Here is an 18,250-nt window from a genome sequence, read left to right on the forward strand (position 1 = left end):
GTGCAACTTTAGATACTATTAAAATGTATATTCAAAATCAAAACGAAACTTGACGGCGATTGAAATCGCCTGCGGCTTACCCCCATAAATAAATTTAGGGGCTTGCACGCCGCGAGGAATCTGGTCAGCAGTGAATGCAAGCGTTTGTCCGTTAGGGCTGAAAGCCATACACCTTCCCCAACCTTGATGAACGCGATCAATAGTGTGTATCTTTTCTCCGGAGCTAACTTGCCATAATGTGATGTTTCGAGTTGCTGCGATCGCCAAAAGTTCACCATCTGGACTAAACAGGACTAGATCGGGATCTCCAGGATCAGTATCACCTTCACGATTGTCAGTATGGATTGTACGTATTAACCTGCCAGTGGTAATCTGCCTGTGGCAACTTCCCACGTAATAATGTTCTGAGCGACCTGAGGAAAGTAATCAACATAATTGTCCTGGACACCAATTAAAAACTTGCTATATAGAAGTCTTCCTTACATAAACTAAGAATAATGATGGTTGCAGAAGCAACTCAAGTCTCATTCGCTTACAAAGGTGAAAACCCACCAGACATTATCAGCATCCACTTACATGGATGAGTAATATATTAAACAGCATTGACTTGGGATTCGTACTCATGCAGCAGATCCTCGAAATATTGTACGTGTCGATCAATTCCACGCTCGACGGCTTTGATTACGCTACTCAGTTTGACTGAATCCCCGTTAAAGCGAGTCAGCACCGGACGAATAGAATCTTGGAAATGATTCACCTCTAATTCCGCGTGCAAGCTTAACCAAGTCGGTTGCTTCATACCACGAGCATCAAAGTAAAATTGAAGAATTCTGGCATTTCGGATTGACACACACAGTTCTCGACCACTCAGCGCTGCTAGGGCTTCATAAAAGTTGTCGGTTCCGTAGCCGAATTCATCGAAAAATGAACGTTCATAGGATGTGGTTGCCATACTCCGCCGAGATGCCGCAATTTCAGCATTACTCAATCCCAGATCGTGAAGAAATTCTACGTACATTTCACTATGATCGTCTTGCAAGTCGGTGAAGGTGTGATCTGACAAAGACATAATCGCGGATTTTTGGTCTGGGTCAGTACAACTTCCTGCTTTGACTATGCATAAGCCAAACCACTGATGCAGCCGATCGCGCCAAAAATAATACTGGAGAAAGGCATATTGCATCATTGCAGGAGTAATGGCTCCAGTTTTCAGCAGACAAAAAAAACGACTGCGATCAAGGACTTCGTGACAATAAGCGATTGTTCTAGAACTGATTGCCGATTCTTGGGCTTTCACCGCAGGTGGTAGTTCGATGTCTCGATTTAAGCGGCTAGACGTCAGAGCGATCGCAGGCTGCACTTTCATAAAACTTTCTCCTAGTTACGAGTCATGAGTTCATAAAAGCAAGCTTAGAAGATGATTACTATGAGAGTAAGAGGATTTTGAATATCTTAGTATGACTAAAATATTATACTATTCCGGTGAAATGACCCTTCGACCTTGGAATCAGCTTGAAATGCGACAGCTACAGTATTTTATGGAGCTTGTTGCAGAAGCGGGCGAGAAAAAGAGCTTTAGCAAAGCGGCTGAACGCTTAGATGTGGAACAATCCTACCTCAGCAAAACGATCGCAGCATTGGAAGCGGCATTGAACGTCGAACTCTTTGATCGCACTCGTCGCCCTCCGGTGTTGACGGCGGCGGGAAAGGTGTTTCTCACCGAACTAAGAATTGCCACTACTGCCCTCGAACGGGCGGTGACACGGGCACAGGAAGCGAGTCGTGGCGAAATTGGCAAACTGGTTGTGGTGGTGAACACTGCGATCGCCAATAGTTTACTTCCCGACATTCTCAAAACCTTTCGGAATCGTTATCCCAACGTGGAATTGGAACTGCGATCGATGACGATTGAGGAGATGATGCAAGGACTACGGGATAGCTCCATCGATGTTGGATTTGAACATCTGCCCAATCCTTACTCAGGTGATTCAACCCTGAACTTTCTCCCGATTGTGCAAGAGTCCTTTGTAGTCGCATTGCCAGAATATCATCCGCTTGCTGCGCTCAAGCACATTCCACTTGAAGCACTCAAGGACGAGCCGCTCATTTTGCCACCACTTGATGCTGTACCGTCCTACGAAGTGGTCTTATCGCAATTTGAGCTTCGGGGATTCAAGCCAACATTGCTGGAAACAGTCAAAGCCACTTGGATGGTGATCAACCTCAGCTTAGTGGCAGCAGGCGCAGGAGTCTCGATTCTACCAGACAATGTTCAAACGCTCCAGCGTCAAGGAGTGGTGTACCGAGGGCTTCAAGACGCACCGCTCGCTCGACAAATTGCGGTGGTGTGGCGGCGGGCAGATGTCAACCCTCTGTTACAACCAGCACCGACCGATTCGATCTTGCTGCGTCAATTCCTCACGGTAGTTCAAGAGATAGCAGAACGTTGTGCATCGCCTGCCGATTAACCTGCTCTGTCAAAATTAACCCTCTTCTATTACTATGGATAAAAAATAATCTAATGAAGCCCTGACGACTGGAAGTCGCGGCTAGACAAACCCTCGTCCGGATGGTGCGCGGACTAACCTGAAAATAGGATTTGAAATTTACTATGGCAAGAGTAATAAAAGAGCGTTAATTGCAGGACGCTCCCACAAGCTTATATTCCCAGCAGTTCATCTAGCTGTAAACTTGGCAAATCTGGAGGAATCACAGTCCTGCCGATTGTAACTTTATGACTTTCCTGTTGAGTTGCCATATCTATAGCGATCGCTTCTAAGCGAATTTCCAAACAGCCAAAGGGAATATGTAACTGAGTCATCACCTCCAAATTTCCCAAAGAGTTAGGTAGCAAATTCTTGAGCAAATGCGGACCATCTAGCAACCAACGAGTTTGACAATCCTCCATCCATAACTTCACAGCCATTTGCTCCCGCACGTCAGGCAGATACACCCGCACCCTGATAGATTTGCCGGCGATAAGTTCACCGGATGGTACATGCAGTTGCGGAATTGGCAACGGACTCCAATTTGTCGCTGCGATCGCTAGAGAAACAGATTTATCTGTTACTGGTTCGTGCTTTTGCTTCAACAACCCGCTCTGCATAGCATCGGCTTCCGATTCATTTGGTGTATCATCTACGACAAATTCTTGTGTCAACCAACTTGGCTGTATCTGAAGACGATCAGCAGGTGGTAGTTGTGGTACTTCCGGTGATAAAGAAACTTCTGATACTTTTTCTTCATCTAGCGTCACCGTATCTTCTTCCACAATATCGCCAAGTTGTGTTTCCATATCAGATATTAACGGCGAATTAACATCAGCAGTCAAAGTTTCTTCGCTCAAAGAAAGCGGATATTCTTCAGAAATAGTCTGGTTGGCTGGAGTATAGCTATAGTAATTCTGAGACTGTACATTGATTGGTTCAGGCAAGGAGTAGCCTTGAGTCTGCATCCACTTTCTAATTAAAGGGGATGAATAGGGGTTGTCTTGTGTGATTAATTGAGAAGCTTGGGGGACGACAACTACTTCATTCAAAGAATTATCCGGCGATCGCGCATCTTCATCGCCTAAAATGTCAGTTGCATTTTCAAACTCAGTTATGGTAGCCTCAAGCTGCCGGAACTCCTCAATAGTTTGATAATCCAAAGCATCTTCCGCGTTGCTTTGACAGACTTCAAAGTCAGTAGGCAAGGCTTTAAGCGGTGTCAAATATCTAAAAGTGGAGCCTGCACTTAGAGAAAGTCTTGTCTCTTCCTCAAATATTGGATCTTGACGCTCGGCAATTATAGTATCTGTGTTCTCTAAACCCTGGGATTTTGACGCAGCTATCATTTTAGTCTGCCCGTGAGAAAACGTTGGCAATTGGGGCGATCGCACTGAGAAAGCTGATTTCCCTAGCCTTCGGGGAGCAATTCGCGGTGGTAAAGCTTTTTTCCGCGATGTATGAAAAACTAAAGCCTGGTCTGTTTTTACGGTTTTGACTAGATTAAACAGTTGTAAATCAAGCCGTGATGGTAATGGTTCTTGATTGATAGGCGGCGCGATCGCTTCATCTAGTTCTGGAGTACTATGCTTGATAGCTGTGGTAATTGCCAGTAATTGTGTCACATCTGCTGTAATTGTGAACGACTGGCTAGCTAAGAGTGTTACCTCACCAATTCCAGCGAGTGCGCCATACAAACTTATGTCTGCTAAAATCAGCTTGGATTCGCACTTCAAGGGAATTTCAATCTGGCTGCTAATAGTACACGGTAAAATCTTTTCAGGTATTGGTTGCTTTACTTGAGTTAATATTTGCGATTTTTGGGGCGATCGCATTTCAATTTGCACGAATGCCGCACAGACGCTTTCTAAATCTGATGTTTCACTGAGCAGCTCTTGTTTTAATTCTACGCGCCCATTGAGACAAAGAGTTTCTCCCCAACGAGCAACATAAGTTTCCTGCTCTAAAGTTAGCAGTAATGGTGGCAGTGCTTGCTCTTCTAAAGTCACATCAATCGCTTCATGATGAAGCAAAGATTCAGAAGCGGGTAAAGCTAACTCTAATAAATTTTGTAAAATTTGCTCTGCCGTTTCACCTTTAACCCACACTGGGGTAATAGGTGCATCAATAATTGCATCTTCTTTTTTACTTGGCAAAAGCTTACTTTGTGTAGTAATTACTGGCTCTGCCTTAACGGTGATAGTGTTATGTATGGTACTAGAAGTTTCGGCTGCGGTTGTTGATAAGCTGTTGCGATGAGAAAAAGTATCTGAGCGATCGGGTGAAAGATGATGCTCAGAGTCGTCCAATCTCTTGACATCCGATAAAACTGCCGATTGAGGCAAAACTTGCATTTTCATGCTGTGTTGCCAGGATTTACCGAGGATATCAGACATCAAATCGCCAGAGCATCGTAATTCCCAAATTCCCTGCTTCAGGTGGGTGAAGGGAATTACAGCCATTAAGCCTTCATTGTTAGTGCGACGCGATCGCTTTTGAACTCGTCGCTGTATGGGAACTTCTTGAGTGGAAAAGTGAATTACGCGCACTTCTACATCTATATGAGGACGGTTAGAACGAGCCAAAACTCGATACCGACCTTCGAGTATTTCTAAGTTTGGCGATTCCAAGGTATGCCAAGAGCGATCGCCTTGTTTCTGTATCAGAAATTGCCAGTGTTCCATTGTGGGTGATGCCGAAACCGAAGGGAAGCACAGTAATATTTTGCATTACTTTGCTTGCCAGTGTACATCAGTAAGTTGTAATTGCATAACCTGTTGAGACAAAAGAACAATTACACCTGGTGTTGCAACTCCCGTGTACTTTTTACTTCACTTCTGTAACTTCACCCAAGCGGGTAAAGCGAATTTCAATGCGTCGTCGTGTGGAATCTTCCTGGTGAGCAATGGACGGTTGTGCAAACTCGCCTGATGGTAATATAAGCTGTGCCGCAGAATAAGCGCGAAATTTCAGTCCTTGTAGCCTATGCTCTTTTGTCTGGATGTAACGCAGCACTTTGACTAATGCTAGCGATCGCATTAGTCCTAAGTCAGCATTAGAACCAGCTTTCAGATTTTGTATTGGTACACTACCATTAGCTACATTTTCTATATTCTGGTCTAGATTACTGATTGCACTGCCATTAGCCTGACCATCAGTATGACCGATAACTTCTACCGTATTTATGTTATATGCTTTTGTTTTGCGTTCAATTTCAGGAACTATTTTCGTCCAAATATAGTTGTACATTGGCTGTGGTAGTTCAGCACTACCGGAAGCAAAACGGTAAGCACCTTCGTCTTTAATTAAAATAATTGGCGGTGCCCCTGTATTTTTATTATCAGATATTTGGGATATTGTATACTTGGCGCTAGCTATTAACAGTAAGAAAAGAAGTATCATGAAGGCATTGGACATTAAGTCTGTGAAAGCAGACCAAATATTCAGGTCTTCATTGTAATGAGTATTGCGCGAGCGACGAGGCATAATTGAAAGTTTAGGTTATTTTATTTAATATCTATGCTTTTTTAATTTGAGAAAGTTCTTCCTTAATGTTGCTAAGTTGTTCAATACATTGTTGAACTTTTGTTCCTAAATTTTGATAATTTTTGATATTATATTCAGTTGCTTGTTGAATACCTCCAAGCAAGCGATCGCTCACCTTTTCGTATTCTGAAGTTGTTTTCACATTGTTGTCTTTGAGTAACTTCATCAAAGTGTCAATTTGGACGTTTAATTGATTTGCATAACCTTCTAGATTTGAGACAATAGTGTCAAATTGTTGATTGTTAGTGTTGAGTTGCTCAGATAATTTTAAAACAAAGCGATCGCCTATGTTTTTGTATTCGGAAGTTGCTTTTGCATTGTTGTCTTTGAGTAACTCCATCAAATCTAAGTTTAATGTGTCAACTTTGACGTTTAATTGATTTGCATAACCTTCTAGATTCGAGACAATAGTGTCAAATTGTTGGTTGTTAGTGTCGAGTTGCTCAGATAAGTTTAAAACAAAGCGATCGCCTAAAGACTCAATTCCCAAATTTACCCCTTCCGTATAGTTTCTAACCATACCTACTAACTCTGTCAGAGTAACTTCTACCCCATTGAAACTATCAGCTTTATTCGCAATTTTCTCCTCTAAATTATCAAGTTTTTTAGTCACTCTTCCTAAATTACTAGCACCTTGTTTAAGTTGTGGAATAATCTCGCTAAGAGAGTTTTGATTAGTTTGATGCAACTCTAATACTTTCACTGAAGTTTGATTAACACTTCTTATTTCTTCTCCCAAACGCTGAACTTCACTCACTACTGTTGCAATAGATATTACTGTCTGTGCCAAACTTGCAGCAGACTGAGAAAATTTCTCTTGTGTGTTAGCCAAATCTGCTGTAGCATCTGATAATTTCTGGGGAAACTGGCTTTTCTCAAATGTTTCAGCAGCTTGTTTAAATATCTCAGATTTTGCCTTCAGTTGTTCACCAGCAATCTTAAATTCAGTAGCAGCAGCAGATATAGTTCCAGAAGATCTTGTAAAACCCTCATAAACTTGTGTTGCTAGTTCATTAGCTTTTTTATTTTCTTCAGCGATTTCTTTGGCTACTTTTCCTAAAGATTGCTCAACGACATCCCGAACATTCTTGCCAAAGTTAATTAAAAATTCATTTTGCAGATTAGCCATTCTGTCAACAGCTTTATCAAGACGAGTATGACCATCTATTGTTAGTTGATAAATATTATCTAAGTAATCTTCTAAAGAACTAATAAGTCGATATTTTGCTTGACTAGTATTTTTTAACCAGTTAAATACCGTCAATACAACACTAAATAATAGTCCTGCTAAACTAGTAATAAAGGCAATGCTCATGCCTTGTAATGGTTTCTCTAGTTCAGCCACTAAACTAGTTACATTACTAGCAGTGGTTTGATTGATTGTTTGACTGAGTGCTAACAAACTCCTTGTAATGCCAAAAAAAGTACCGAATAAGCCAAACGCTAATAATAAATTAGGTAGAATGCGGCAGAAATAATCGATTTGGTCACAACCAACTTCTTTAGTAAAAACTAAGAAATGCACTTTAATCTTTTCTTGGCTATAAATTTGGTCAATTAAAGCTGCCGTATTAACATTATCTAATTGAATACTAGCTTGTTTAAATCTGCTTTTGAGATTTTTTATAGTCTGAGGTTCTGTTACACTTTTGTTTCCACCAATCAGCATTTTTACTTTGTCAGCTTCTCCAACCAGATGTTGATAGAGAGACCAACGTGAAAAAATAGCAACTAGAGATGGCAATATTACGAGTACAACAGTGAAAAAAATTAAGTAAGGTGGTATCAATGGCATAAAAACACTCTTAATATTTTGGGAGGATATTAAAAACTATAGCAATCCTAAATGAGTCGTGAAAATCTCCAATTCCTCTCTCTGCGTTCTCTGCGTCTCTGCGGTTAATTTATTTTGACAAATGATTTAGAATTGCTATAGGAAATTGCGTTTTGTAATTGGGATGCACCCGCATCACAACTAAAAACTAGCTATATTATACTGGGTATTTATTGAATATTTCTTGACGCTTGCGATCGTACTCTTCTTGACTGAGAATACCATCATCTAAATCTTGTTTTAAATGCTTGATTTCTAAACGTCGTTTTGTCATATTATCACCATCTACAGGGGAATCAACAACTATCTCCCCAGGAATAGCTTTCTGATTTAATGTATTTATTGGTGGAGCAATTTGCTGTTGTATAGTTTTAAATCGCTGCTCTAGCTTTCTACCGAAACGATAAATAATTCCCTCTTTAGCTGTGGGTTCATTGTTTGCAGAAGTTCCTAATACTGTAACTTTGTAGGGGTAATTAGGACTGTCTTCTGGTAATTTATCAACTTCCTTAATAAACTGCCGTAGCTTAGGAAAATATTCATTGTCCCAAAGTTCAGGTTGTCTTTCTATTTGAGCAATTTCATCATCTAAAAGCTTCTGCAAAGCTTCACTCATATTCTTGCGGTTAGCAAGTTCCTCTAAAGCTTGACTCCACTCAGGATTCAGAGACGCAGTATTATAACTGTAGCGAGATTCATCATAATATTGAAATTCTAATTCATGGTTTTCCTGGTTTTCCTCTAATAACCCAAACGCTAGGCAAGGATAGAAAATATCCTCCAATTCCTCGATTCTTCTCGCATCAGGAGGGATGATATCAGGAAATGTTGCGCGATAGTCATTATGTAGAAAAGATGTCGCAGAAGTCTGTTCACGGATGTAGGGGTTTCTCATCCTTTCGAGATTGCCGATTAATCGTAGAGGAAAACCAGCGTACTCATTCACAATTAAAATTTCGTCGTCAGCTTGAGTTGCTTTGAAGACACTTGTAGCAATTCCCAAATCCTGTTCCAGCAAATTTTTAAACTGTTTTACTTCTAACTCATCTGTGTCCTTAAATCCCACTAATTTACTACTTTTAGCAAGGTCATCGTGGAAGTAAGGGTCAGTCAAATTCAAGCGCAGGAGGGGTTCAGCTTCTTGCATAATTTGTGCGAAACGAGTTGAACGCGCTGCAAGTGAGTACTTTTCCATGAAGCGCTTAATTACATTAACTATATTGTCACCACGATTCGTGAATATGCTGTCAACTTTGAGATTAACTTCTTTTTGCAGTTGGTATGGAGTCGTGCGATCGCGGTCTATAAAACTTGCTAAAGATTGTCCCCGTCCCGTTGGTTCTGTAATTGCTGAACTGACAAACACTAACTGGTGCCGAACATCATCTTCTGGTAACATATTTTGGTAACAGCAATCAATATCTTCACTATCAAATATTGCTTCACCGCTCATTTCATCAAAATTCAGTTGTCTCAAATCCCGCTCCTGTTTCTCATAAGCGCTTTGCAAATTTTCTACGCTTGCATTAAAAGCAGCTAGTTGAGTTGCTCTTTCTTGAACATGTCTTTGCAACTCACTGACAATTCGTAGCGCTTCCTGAAAGACTTCCAACTCAAAGTTATGCTTAATCAGGTCATAGACTTCCCGTAGCACCCTTTTAGCTTCAGCTTGTACTTGACTATTTTTATTGTTCAGTAAGGGAATCCCAGCTTTCTGCTCGATTTCTTCAATTATTTGTTCAGCATCACGCCATTTTTTATCTATATCTTCCAAGCGCTTCATACTGCCAATATTGGTGATTTCTTCCTGAATATTGCGTTGATAGTTATGCAATTCATGTTGTAAAGCATCTAGCCAGTTGCGGGTGCTTTTAATCGAGAAGTTAGGCTCTATGGGAGTAAGTAATTGATTGATAAAGTCGTCAATATTTGTTTTCAGGTCTTTGCTGATGGTAGGACGAATTTGTTGCACTCTTGTGAGCCAAATTCCCCTGCTACTTTCAGTTTCACCGGGTTGAATTTTCCGAAATTGTTCGCGAAACTCTCTTGACAACTGTTGTCTTATACCATTCCGGTCATCTTTATTTTGGCAATCAGAGATTGACCGTTCTAATTTATTTCTCCAAGCGTTGATTATATTACTAAAATTTTTATTAGATTCTTGAACAGATTCAGTTAGTCTGGTAGTTATACCATCCTTTTTGCCTTGGTCGTTGTGCCAACGATATTGAATTAAAAATTGTTCCAGTAAACTTGAAGGATCTGGACTTTGACCTTCACCATTTAACCAGAATTTTACCAGTTCTAAACTGACACGATTTAAGGCGATTTGAACAATAGTATCGCGAGGAAAATAAATAGCTGCCAATCCAAATGTTAAAAAACGCTGGACATTCTGACGTGGGTGTTTATCCCCCTGAATCATGTGTTGCAGAAAGTTGTCTCTGTTGCCTTTAACTACTGGTGCTAATTCACCAGAAAAGTCTAAAGCAATCTTATGAGCAATGACGTTGCACAACTTACCTTGTGCTAAGATTTGATACTCGCCACTTGTTTGACTGGAAACTAAATAAGTGTAGTCAAAAGGTGGTCGTTGCTCCTGCACATACACCAAATTTTGAATATCATAGCAAGCTTCAAACTTTGTGCTGGGAGCGCTGTAATAATTTAATTCTTTGAGAGCAGCATAAGTATTGGCACTCATATTAGGAGTGTTACCATACAACTCTGGACTAATCACTAAATAGCCGACAATTTGAGCACCTTGACTGCCATAAAGATGCCTAAGACTATAAGCAACGTCTAAAAACATCCCACTTCCTGTACCACCGCAAAGAGAACCCACGACAAAAATATTTAGTCCTGGTTCCACTCTTAAACCTTCTCTTAGTAATAGAGAATCATGTCCTCTTGTACGTTTTTCTGCTGTTTCAATTGCTGTTTTAATCTTTTGATAATTGTGGAAAAAAGCCAGTCTTCCAACGGGTCTAATACCTTTTGCACCTTCTTCCACTGCTTTAATATTTCGCAGTAATTGTGGGGGAAACCAGATACCAATATGGTCGTAGGGTCCGTGACGAGTGTATTCTGAACGCCGCTCCAATCCTTCCACAAACATGGTAACTTCAGTAGAGGACATGGTAGCGCTGACTTTCTCTGCTTCCCGAAAGCTGAGGTCAACACCATGATAAGTACTTCCTGTGCGAATACCAGTTACTTGGGTTGCCGCTTTATCGGTATCGATGTGGACAAAACTAACAATTGGTAAGTTGTTTAAATCGTTATAGCGGTCTACAATTAGCCGCCGAATTCGCATCAAAACATCGCGTCCAGTACCACCTAATCCTATACAAATTGTGCGATTAATTCCGCGATATTGAAGTTCATTTACAGTAGTATTTATCATGTTTTCCTTAGTTCCTATTTTTTAACTTTAATTACTATTTGGTAGTCGCGGTTTTTATATGGACAATTTATTCTGAAGGTAGAACTAGAGATGAAAGTGGATGACGTAATTTCTTTATTGTTGTAATAAATTGGTGCTGAATTAGTTGGTACTAAATATAATTTCTCGCCTTTTCTCTCTAAATATGCTCTAACTTCCGAACCTGGACAGTCAATAGAATCTGTACAAGAAGCATCATATTCACCAATTGCAATACGTTTATTGTTTGGTAATCTGCATTTTTGATCTTCGGGGTTTTCTGTCGCTTCAAAATCAACTTTCAATTCCCACTTTTTTTGGATACGCAAGAATTTAATTAACCCAAAAACCAAACCCGCAAATATAAATAGTGAAATTAAACTTGGTAGCCACAACTGCTTAATTAAATAAGGAGTAACTAAACAAGTTTCTTCACCCCCTGGTGCTGGTGTACAAATTTCCTGGACAGTAGGCGCAATATCAACGACAGTGAGTTTATATTCTTTGTTATTATTGGTTGTAATTGAGCGCGATCGCTCTTTTATCGGCAAAGCTTTAATCCAACTTTGTCGCTGTTGACTTTCTGGAGAGTTTGCTATCCGAAAAGGACTAATAGCCGGAGTTTCCACCCACACTTTTGAGTTAATTCCTGGTTGGGTAAATAAAGGTGCGTCTGTAACCCAAACAACTGACTGTGGCTTGATTGGTTGACTTTTCTGGAGACGATTTTGATTTATTTGAGCGAGACCTTGATAAATACTTAATTCAGCTCGCTGAATATCTGTGCCGTAGCGGTTTGGATCAGATGCAAAAGGTATTTTTGCTAATACTTTTTTAATATTTACTTGACTTTTAATATTAAATTGTATGGGTGTTCCCAATGGATTTACACCAGATGTAACTTCTTCTAATACATTTTTATCAAAAGGAACAACGTAAACCGAATCTCCCGGTTTTAGGCTATCTTCAACAATCTGACGTAAGCGAATACGACCCTCATCATTTAATCCGACGCTTTCCGTCAAATCAATAGCCAAGACAACATCCCGTCCACTATGCAAAACTGAGACTAAATTTAAACCGATTTTTTGTACAGAGCTAAGTGGCTGTCCAGGGATAACTTGTGTAAATATCACAAATAATATATTTACTAATCAGTATATTAAACTTATTGCATAAAATACTCGGCAAATGCAACTCGCAGCACTCCCTTTCATCCCCGTTACTTAAATAAGAGAGTTTTACCTATGTGCTTACTTGCTGTGCATTACTCCTCACTAAGATAACGCACGCGAACTTCAATGCATAGTGATTTTAGTCACAAGTGTATAATTTTATATCGCGGTTAAATTTATGAAAGGCGATCGCCTGAAATATTAAGATTCTTACAACACCCTATCGCTTTTATCGAATACACGTAGAGACGATTCTGTGCTACGTCTCTACAAGGAGAGGGGTTATATGTAGTTCATTTACCTGAAATCTGCTGTAAATAATAAATAAGTTAAAAACAAACTACCCAACAAACCACAAAAGCGTTGGGTAGATCAACCTTCACCCTAATAAATCTCTACTATCGGTCTTATCGTCAGGCACTATAGCGATTTTGATAGTAAGCCAAAATTTCCTTGACACGTTGCCGACTTTCTGATTTAAAGTTTGGCATCCAAGATATCTCTAAGCCGGCGATTTGGCTTTGATTGTAATCAAACTGTGGGGACGACTGGGGAATTAAACCGACTTCTACCCCTTCGACTTGACGTAAATGAGCAGCTATTTCTTGATAGACTGCTAAAGGCAAGCCAGGAAATTCAATTTTTTCCTTCGTCTCCATTTTGATCAAGCTCCGGTACTAGTAGGATTTTGGGGTGGTGTTGTCACTGACACAGGATTTTCTGGTGTTGTAGTTGGTGACGCTACGTTGATAGGCGATTCCCCTACAGTTCTAGCAACTTCCATACCGTATTGTTCTAAAATCACGACTGGGTTAGAGCCTTGATTCATTTCAATACGTTTTACAAGTAGACCATTTGCCAATCGCTGTCCTGCCTGGACATAGCGACTAGTCGGTTCACTTGGTACTTTGATAATTGCCTGGGGTTCTTGACCAATTAAAACTACACCTGTTACAAGAACTGCTCTTGCTAATTCAGGTTCTACTGGTGGTGGTAATACAGATACTAGAGTCGGGTTGGGGACAACTTGAGGCAAAACCTTGGGTAGAACTGGAGTAAAACCAGGGGTAGGTTTGAGCCTAACGGGTATTTTTGCAGAAGCGATCGCTCCTTTGTTTATTTTATTCTTTTGTGCCCTCACTAGTTGTGGGTTCCTGGGTATTCTAGTTTTGACTGATATTACTGGACTGGGTGTGGTTCGTTTTCTTGAGGTAATTATTGCACCCTTAGCGACTGGTAGGGGAGGTAACACCGGAACCGATCTGCCAAATGTAGGCGTGTTTGTATTCGTACTCGTGTTCGACGTGCTGGCATAGGTCGGCGAGAAAATTTGTCCAAATGGGTCAGTGCGACCTTTTGAGACGACAATTACCCGCTCTGTAGCATTAGTTGATTGAATCAAGTTAGGAGTTGTAGAAGCTACTATTGGAGCCTGTTTAGCAGGTACAACTGGATTTTTAAAAGATTGAATCGCCGTTGGTGACTGAGTTTGTGCGCTGTTGGTAGTTGGCGTAGGATTACTAGCTCGATCGCCTTCTGAAGCACAAGAGGCGATCGCTAAAGCCAAAATAGCTGCCACTGCAAATTTGGAATTTCTGCCCATTAACCGTTCTCAAAAGCTATAGGAAAATTTGTTAATTGAAATCTACCTTGTGAAATTTACATCAAAGGCGAAATCTGTTACTTTTATAACCTACTTTTTTAATGTTTTCAGGTAGTTTTAAATACTGTCAGTAAGAGTGAAAATACCACTGCATAATTACCGATATTCTTGGCATTTAATCTTCCGCCACAGACATTAGATGTTTCAACAAGCCCAGCCCTTTTTTAACTGTCCGGGAAACCGTTACTACACTAATTCCTAAATGTTCTGCAACTTGTTTTTGTGTCAAATCCTGTAAAAATACGCATTCCAAAACTTCGCGGGTGCGTTTTTCTAACTGAAATAGTGCTTGTTGCAGGCGAATTTGGTCTTCTTGCGCTAGTTGAAAGCTGCGGTAACGGTTATCAGGAACCAATTCTCCCAAGTTAGTAGAATTTTCTTCTCCGTCCTGTACAGGCACATCTAGGCTCAATGGAGCGCGATTGACCCATGCTAATTTAATTTCTTGCCATTCGCTTGTAGAAATTAAGAGCGCTGCTGCTAATTCCGAGTCAGTTGGCTGACGATTGTATTTTTCGCGCAAAGAACGCGAAATTCCGATTGACTGCTGTTGCAGGGTTAACCAGCGTCGGGGAATCCGCACAGTGACACCTTTATCTCGGAGGTAGTGTTGAATTTCACCCCGAATGTAAGGAATGGCAAAGGAACTGAAAGCATGACCTTTGGAAATTTCAAATTTTTCAATAGCTCGAATTAAACCTAAACAACCCACCTGAAGCAAGTCTTCATAGTTTTCCTGACATTGATTCATCCAGTAGTGAGATTCTTTTCTCACCAGTCCAAAATTGAGTTTTACCAGTTGATTGCGAACAGTTGCCGAGGGAGATTGCTGATATTCTCGCAACAACTGCCAAATTTCATGCTTCAGTTCGTAAGTGACAGTGGTTGGCATAGCACCGCTTTTATGAGTCAAACAGACAATGAAAAAGAGTTCTTGAAAGGGGAAATATGAGTGTTTTTTATTTAGCTTTGGGATGACCTATAGCTGGAAAAAAGTACCTAGTACAAAAATATAAAATTTGTTACTAATTATCAAACAGAAATTGTACTTAATTTTTTTTTATTACTCATCGGGTTTTCGTCTAGAGATAAACCGAGGCGAAAAATGATTTATATAGATCTGAGCAACTTTTTCAGCAAAATTACTTAAGTTGAAAAAAGTTATTTATGACATCTTTAAAGTTCTCAATCAACATTGAACTATTGGACTTTGGACAAATAATTTACACGAACAACTCTATTTTGTCCAAAGTCCAAATATTTTACGGAGTCGAAATTCACGCGCGTAAGGAGGAAGAAGAAAGACCGAAGTTGTACCCACGTTTAAAAACGTGGGATTGAAACAAGGACGCGACGTTGCCTGCCTCAGAAGCTTCTGTCCGTCTAAGCGTCGCGTTTTATACCGGAAGTGCAAGCCAGCTTGAGTAGAATTATTTGTTTTTACTGAAGCTATACACTCACAAAATAAGTTATTATTTATACTTTGTACTTCTTCCAACTTCGGTCCTAACTTCTTCCTTCTTTGTCAGACCGTAGATAAATGTTGCTTGATTAGCCTGAAGCGTCTGAAGTCCAATCGTCTGTGTTGTCACAGAACAAAACATGAAAAGTCCGATGATGATCCCGTCACGTACCAAGCGGATATTTAGATCGCGAGGGAATACGGCAAAAACTATTGTACCCAGCGTGAAGCGAATTGCTACTTGTATCGTTAAAAGAAACGCTACTAACTATTTCTTTGATCGCAACAAATGTTGAAGCCCAGATGAAAGCTGTGATAATCATCAACACAATGCCTTGGACATAATATAATTGAGTCCTATCTGTGTTTCATATATTATTTTTGTCTGATATATTAGCTGTATTTGGTGCCGTCATAATAATAGACATCTCCAGAAATGAACTATGCGTTGCCCAAAACCCTTGTAGAGACGTTAAATTTAACGTCACAATAATTCTTTTTCAAATAGGTTGTCTAATATATATTGCTAGTTTTTGAACTGATACAGTGCAGCATGAGCGTACTTGAAAGCAATTGGATCTGCCGATCGCCTTTTGAGCGATCGCTCGCAACGAAGAATGAAAGTCTGGTTTTTTCTACATTCCACACTCCTCCTGCGAGACTCAACTTTCAAGACAGAATTTTCACGTACACCGACGAAGGGGTTGCCGAAGGTATCGCTTTGCTCCAGCAGTGACCCTAGATAGATATTAAACTTTGTACTTGGCGCGAGAACAGGTCATCAAAGCGACGACACCAATTATCGAAGCATTTGGGTATAGCTGCCGCAACTTGATGTTTCATTTTACTCTGCGTGTGAGAATGACGTAAAGATGACTTGATCGCCGCATTTTAGGGGGATGTGGTACTTCTAGACAAACAAAATTATTTAAAAAAAATGTTCAATATTTCCAACATTGATGGTTAAATATAAAAGTACTTAAAAATTTAAAAAGCAATTGGAGAAAATTACCTTGGAGTTATGGTGATAGGTACAGATAATTCTTGAGACAAAGTTTTTATAAGACAAGCTTTTCAGCGTTTAGTAGAAGGAAAATCCCGTCATCCAATTTACTGAGTAGTATCTTTTACAGTGGCAAGTTTTATAAATTTACCACTATTAAGGATGTAAAAAACGGCGTTTCCCTGATCCCTAATCTTCAGTTTTTCATCAGCTAGATCAGATCAAGCTGCCAACAAGCATTACAACAACAATAAAGCGCATTGAAATGATGAAATGGAACGTCATTTGCGATTTTGATGGCACGATTAGCATTCGTGATACAACGGATCTGCTCCTACACCATTTTGCGGATAATCGGTGGCATTATATCATGTCCGGCAAATGAAACATGCTGTCAAGACGTTCCGGATCGAACGTCTTGACGACGGTAGGTAGGTTTTTATTACTGTTAATTAAACGGACATGATATGAGATCGAAATTCAATGGGAACAAGGTGTAGTTGTGACCGCCGAATGTATGCGGCGACAGACAGAATTACTGTTGGGGGGAGTGAAAGGTTTCAGTAGCATTGATGATGAGGTAAATATTAAAATTAACATAAAATTTTGGGCTTCAACCTATAAAAAATGGCAAACAAAGAAGGATATTTAAAGATGCAAAGACTGGCAGGTAAAGTAGCTTTGATAACTGGTGGTAGTTCAGGGATTGGTCGGGCTACGGCACTGGCTTTTGCCAAAGAAGGAGCTAAAGTTGTCGTCGCAAGTCGGCGGAGCCAAGAGGGCGAGGAAACCGCACAGTTGATTAAAGATATGGATGGCGAAGCTTTGTTCGTTAAAACTGACGTTTCAAAAGCGGTAGAGGTTGAGGCACTGGTTAACAAAACCGTGGAAACTTATGGTCGTCTAGATATCGCCTTCAACAATGCGGGGATTGAGGGACCAATAAAAACGCTCATTGAGCAGACTGAGGAGGAGTTTGATTCCATCATTAATATCAATCTTAAAGGGTTGTGGTTGTCGATGAAATATGAAATTCTAGAAATGCTTAAGCTTGGTGGTGGCAGTATTGTCAATACTTCCTCAATATCTGGACTGGTTGGTATGCCTGCTTCCTCTATTTATGCTGCCAGCAAGCATGGCGTTTTAGGAATGACGAAATCAGCAGCTTTGGAGGTTGCTAAATCCGGCATCCGAATTAATGCAGTGTCTCCTGGCTCTATCGAAACCGCAATGCTAAACCGTTTTCTCAGCAGTAACCCCTTTCTCGGCAGTAGCCAAGAAGCCAAAGGGCAAATGATGGCAAAGCATCCATTGGGGCGGATTGGTGAGCCGGAAGAAGTTGCTGAAGCAGTGGTGTGGCTCTGTTCAGATGGGGCTTCGTTTGTGACTGGACATTCTTTGACAGTTGATGGCGGCTATACCATACAGTAGAAAATCACCCTACTGACCAAAAAGCGAGACGCAAGCCCCTGGCTTCAGACATGGGGATAAGTATAGAAGATTGAATCTTGATTGAGTGTAAAACATACAACATTAGCTGCTTTTTGTCAATGCGATTGTCCAGTGGTGTACAAGCGCTTAAAACGGTCAATCCACATTTCCGATTGATACAGCGAAACACGGGACTAATCGTATTGTCAACTCGGAAAATGTTTAA

Annotated in this window: 13 protein-coding genes and 1 pseudogene; 4 read left to right on the top strand and 10 right to left on the bottom strand. The window is 40.4% G+C overall.

The annotated features are described in order from the left end of the window. Positions 1-18 precede the first annotated feature (18 nt). Both OGM63_RS07095 and OGM63_RS07100 read right to left on the bottom strand, forming a co-directional pair. Positions 19-393: a WD40 repeat domain-containing protein gene (locus tag OGM63_RS07095; protein WP_263744803.1), complete on the bottom strand. Its 375-nt coding sequence runs from the start codon at positions 391-393 to the stop codon at positions 19-21. A gap of 199 nt (positions 394-592) precedes the next feature. Then, positions 593-1,366, bottom strand: coding sequence for an iron-containing redox enzyme family protein (locus tag OGM63_RS07100; protein WP_263744804.1), 774 nt, complete (start codon positions 1,364-1,366; stop codon positions 593-595). 151 nt (positions 1,367-1,517) lie between these two features. On the opposite strand from OGM63_RS07100, the pseudogene OGM63_RS29755 reads away from it, so the two are divergent. Next, a pseudogene (locus OGM63_RS29755) lies at positions 1,518-1,697 on the top strand (helix-turn-helix domain-containing protein); the annotation flags it as partial. A gap of 60 nt (positions 1,698-1,757) precedes the next feature. Further along, positions 1,758-2,468, top strand: a complete 711-nt coding sequence (locus OGM63_RS07105) for a LysR family substrate-binding domain-containing protein (protein WP_263744805.1) — start codon at positions 1,758-1,760, stop codon at positions 2,466-2,468. 191 nt (positions 2,469-2,659) lie between these two features. Here the strand turns inward: OGM63_RS07105 and OGM63_RS07110 are convergent, their stop codons facing one another. From OGM63_RS07110 to OGM63_RS07145, 8 genes are all read right to left on the bottom strand, one after another. Continuing rightward, the gene (locus OGM63_RS07110; RefSeq protein ID WP_263744806.1) at positions 2,660-5,170 is read right to left on the bottom strand and encodes a hypothetical protein; all 2,511 of its coding nucleotides are present in this window, start codon (positions 5,168-5,170) and stop codon (positions 2,660-2,662) included. Between the two features lie 142 nt (positions 5,171-5,312). After that, a complete protein-coding gene (locus tag OGM63_RS07115; protein ID WP_263744807.1) occupies positions 5,313-5,972 on the bottom strand; it encodes a hypothetical protein in 660 nt (219 codons plus the stop codon). Between the two features lie 31 nt (positions 5,973-6,003). Then, positions 6,004-7,827 (bottom strand): MotA/TolQ/ExbB proton channel family protein, encoded by a 1,824-nt coding sequence (locus OGM63_RS07120; protein ID WP_263744808.1) that lies wholly within the window; start codon positions 7,825-7,827, stop codon positions 6,004-6,006. 196 nt (positions 7,828-8,023) lie between these two features. Further along, complete coding sequence (locus OGM63_RS07125; protein ID WP_263744809.1) at positions 8,024-11,272, bottom strand: tubulin-like doman-containing protein; 3,249 nt, start codon at positions 11,270-11,272, stop codon at positions 8,024-8,026. Positions 11,273-11,286: 14 nt separating this feature from the next. Continuing rightward, positions 11,287-12,426, bottom strand: coding sequence for a vWA domain-containing protein (locus OGM63_RS07130; RefSeq protein ID WP_263744810.1), 1,140 nt, complete (start codon positions 12,424-12,426; stop codon positions 11,287-11,289). Between the two features lie 452 nt (positions 12,427-12,878). Beyond that, a complete protein-coding gene (locus OGM63_RS07135; protein WP_263744811.1) occupies positions 12,879-13,124 on the bottom strand; it encodes a hypothetical protein in 246 nt (81 codons plus the stop codon). 5 nt (positions 13,125-13,129) lie between these two features. Beyond that, positions 13,130-14,068: a hypothetical protein gene (locus tag OGM63_RS07140; protein WP_263744812.1), complete on the bottom strand. Its 939-nt coding sequence runs from the start codon at positions 14,066-14,068 to the stop codon at positions 13,130-13,132. Between the two features lie 175 nt (positions 14,069-14,243). Further along, on the bottom strand, positions 14,244-15,020 hold the full coding sequence (locus tag OGM63_RS07145; RefSeq protein WP_263744813.1) for an RNA polymerase sigma factor SigF: 777 nt from the start codon (positions 15,018-15,020) through the stop codon (positions 14,244-14,246). A 1,123-nt stretch (positions 15,021-16,143) separates the two neighbouring features. Between OGM63_RS07145 and OGM63_RS07150 the strand changes: the two genes are divergently transcribed. Then, positions 16,144-16,326, top strand: coding sequence for a hypothetical protein (locus tag OGM63_RS07150; protein WP_263744814.1), 183 nt, complete (start codon positions 16,144-16,146; stop codon positions 16,324-16,326). A gap of 921 nt (positions 16,327-17,247) precedes the next feature. Then, positions 17,248-18,024 carry an SDR family oxidoreductase gene (locus OGM63_RS07155; RefSeq protein ID WP_263744815.1) on the top strand — a complete coding sequence of 259 codons (777 nt, stop codon included), beginning with the start codon at positions 17,248-17,250 and terminating at the stop codon, positions 18,022-18,024. The last annotated feature ends 226 nt before the right edge of the window (positions 18,025-18,250 follow it).

The sequence above is a fragment of the Plectonema radiosum NIES-515 genome, assembly GCF_025753815.1.
In the GTDB taxonomy this organism is placed as follows: Bacteria; Cyanobacteriota; Cyanobacteriia; order Cyanobacteriales; family Nostocaceae; genus Hassallia; species Hassallia radiosum_A.

What these genes read in the sequence shown, in the direction of transcription:
- OGM63_RS07100 (WP_263744804.1), bottom strand. Translation starts at nt 1,366, where the DNA reads ATGAAAGTGCAGCCTGCGATCGCTCTGACGTCTAGCCGCTTAAATCGA.
- OGM63_RS07110 (WP_263744806.1), bottom strand. Translation starts at nt 5,170, where the DNA reads ATGGAACACTGGCAATTTCTGATACAGAAACAAGGCGATCGCTCTTGG.
- OGM63_RS07115 (WP_263744807.1), bottom strand. Translation starts at nt 5,972, where the DNA reads ATGCCTCGTCGCTCGCGCAATACTCATTACAATGAAGACCTGAATATT.
- OGM63_RS07120 (WP_263744808.1), bottom strand. Translation starts at nt 7,827, where the DNA reads ATGCCATTGATACCACCTTACTTAATTTTTTTCACTGTTGTACTCGTA.
- OGM63_RS07125 (WP_263744809.1), bottom strand. Translation starts at nt 11,272, where the DNA reads ATGATAAATACTACTGTAAATGAACTTCAATATCGCGGAATTAATCGC.
- OGM63_RS07135 (WP_263744811.1), bottom strand. Translation starts at nt 13,124, where the DNA reads ATGGAGACGAAGGAAAAAATTGAATTTCCTGGCTTGCCTTTAGCAGTC.
- OGM63_RS07140 (WP_263744812.1), bottom strand. Translation starts at nt 14,068, where the DNA reads ATGGGCAGAAATTCCAAATTTGCAGTGGCAGCTATTTTGGCTTTAGCG.
- OGM63_RS07145 (WP_263744813.1), bottom strand. Translation starts at nt 15,020, where the DNA reads ATGCCAACCACTGTCACTTACGAACTGAAGCATGAAATTTGGCAGTTG.
- OGM63_RS07150 (WP_263744814.1), top strand. Translation starts at nt 16,144, where the DNA reads ATGAGCGTACTTGAAAGCAATTGGATCTGCCGATCGCCTTTTGAGCGA.
- OGM63_RS07155 (WP_263744815.1), top strand. Translation starts at nt 17,248, where the DNA reads ATGCAAAGACTGGCAGGTAAAGTAGCTTTGATAACTGGTGGTAGTTCA.